Annotated in this window: 2 protein-coding genes; both read left to right on the forward strand. The window is 33.6% G+C overall.

From position 1 onward, the window contains the following. Positions 1 to 232: 232 nt before the first annotated feature. Entirely contained in the window at positions 233 to 550 is a 318-nt protein-coding gene (gene trxA / locus ACOYLP_RS11845) for a thioredoxin (RefSeq protein ID WP_422856375.1), read from the forward strand. A gap of 237 nt (positions 551 to 787) precedes the next feature. Next, entirely contained in the window at positions 788 to 1,714 is a 927-nt protein-coding gene (locus tag ACOYLP_RS11850; protein ID WP_422856376.1) for a DUF58 domain-containing protein, read from the forward strand. Positions 1,715 to 1,898 lie beyond the last annotated feature (184 nt).

Raw genomic sequence — 1,898 nt, forward strand, 5'->3', positions numbered from 1 at the left:
AAGAAGAAATTAAAATTATGACCAAAGTTTCATTGCCAAGCAGAAAATTGAAAATCAAAATATCCAAAGAATTGTTAATCGAATTGGAGAAAATGAAAGTCAGATTCAGCCTGAACTAAGTATCAGTTCAGACAATGATTTTATAGCCAAAACTGATTTTTTATCATGACAAACTGAAATAAAATGTCTAATTTTGCTATTAAATAAATACGATAATTTTAAAATATAAAATATGGCTTTAGCAATAACAGATGCTACATTTGATGAAGTAGTATTAAAATCAAGTAAACCGGTAGTGGTTGATTTTTGGGCAGCTTGGTGTGGACCTTGTAGAATGGTCGGACCGGTAATAGATGAAATCGCAACTGAATATGAAGGAAAAGCAATAGTTGGAAAAGTTGATGTTGACGCCAATCAGGAGTTTGCTGCAAAGTACGGTGTTCGTAATATTCCAACCGTTTTAGTTTTTCAAAATGGAGAAGTAGTTGGTCGTCAGGTTGGCGTTGCTCCAAAGAAAACATATACGGATGCTATTGATGCATTGTTGTAATACCGATTTGTCATTTTGAGGTAACAAGGAATCTTATCATAAATAAATAATAGCTCAACACAAGTTGGGCTTTTTTTATGGTAGCACCTCATTTTCTTTAATTAGGAAATTTAAGACCACTGTCCTCGCTACCTGTTAGCTAGCTCTCTTTGGGGGTAAATTCAAGTATAGTAGTTTTTAGGATAAATATTTTCAAATTTTCAAATTTTCAAATTTTCAAATCCCTATATTTGAGCTATGAAGATTGAAGAACAAAAAGAACTCGTTTCCGGCTTTCAGCATCTTGAATTGCTAGCCAATCAAGTGGTAGAAGGCTTTATTTCCGGAATGCACAAAAGTCCGTTTCATGGTTTTTCTGCCGAATTTGCTGAGCATAAAGTTTATAACACGGGCGAAAGTACCAAGCATATCGATTGGAAATTATTTGCCAAAACTGATAGGTTATACACCAAAAAATATGAAGAAGAAACCAATCTTCGTTGTCATTTGATTATTGACAATTCTTCTTCCATGCATTATCCAAAGTTGAAGAATGGCGAACCTTTTTATCACAATAAAATTGGTTTTTCAGTTTTAGCATCGGCAGTTTTGATGAATTTATTGAAGAAACAACGTGATGCTGTTGGGCTAAGTGTCTATTCGGATACTTTCGAATATTATGCTCCGGAAAAAGGGAGTGATCGTCATCACCGAATGATTTTGAGCAAACTGGAAGAGCTTTTAGAAAAACCTAAAGTTTCAAAAAATACCGACACAATTACGTTTTTACATCAAATTGCCGAAAAAATTCATCGTCGTTCTATGATTATTTTGTTTACCGATATGTTTCAAACAGGCAATAGAGAAGCCCTTTTTAATGCCTTGCAACATTTAAAACACAACAAACACAAAGTAGTTGTTTTTCATGTTATCGATAAAAAAACGGAAATCAATTTCAATTTTGACAATGCGCCGCGTAAGTTCATCGATATAGAAACAGGAGAGCAAATCAATATTTTTGCTGATACAATTAAGGAAGTTTACGAAGAAAAGGTTACCGATTACTTCAAAACTTTAGCCATGACTTGTGCTCAAAATAAAATTAAGTATGTTCCGGTGGCTGTTGAGGAAAGTTTTGAAAAGATTTTGACAACCTATTTAGTTGAAAAACAAATGTTTGGTTAGAATTATTATTTAGATATTTATTTTTTTAAAAAATAGTTGTAGAAATCAAAAACGATTGTATATTTGCAACCGCAATTGCAAGATCGCCGAACACTTTTAGCAATAAAAGTTCAGTGAGGCAATAACGCAGAGGTTTGGTAGTTCAGTTGGTTAGAATACATGCCTGTCACGCATGGGGTCGCGG

The sequence above is a fragment of the Flavobacterium sp. genome (assembly GCF_049318325.1).
In the GTDB taxonomy this organism is placed as follows: Bacteria; Bacteroidota; Bacteroidia; order Flavobacteriales; family Flavobacteriaceae; genus Flavobacterium.

Bases quoted from the DNA above. Each gene is read 5' to 3' on its own strand.
- trxA (WP_422856375.1), top strand. From the start codon at position 233: ATGGCTTTAGCAATAACAGATGCTACATTTGATGAAGTAGTATTAAAA.
- ACOYLP_RS11850 (WP_422856376.1), top strand. From the start codon at position 788: ATGAAGATTGAAGAACAAAAAGAACTCGTTTCCGGCTTTCAGCATCTT.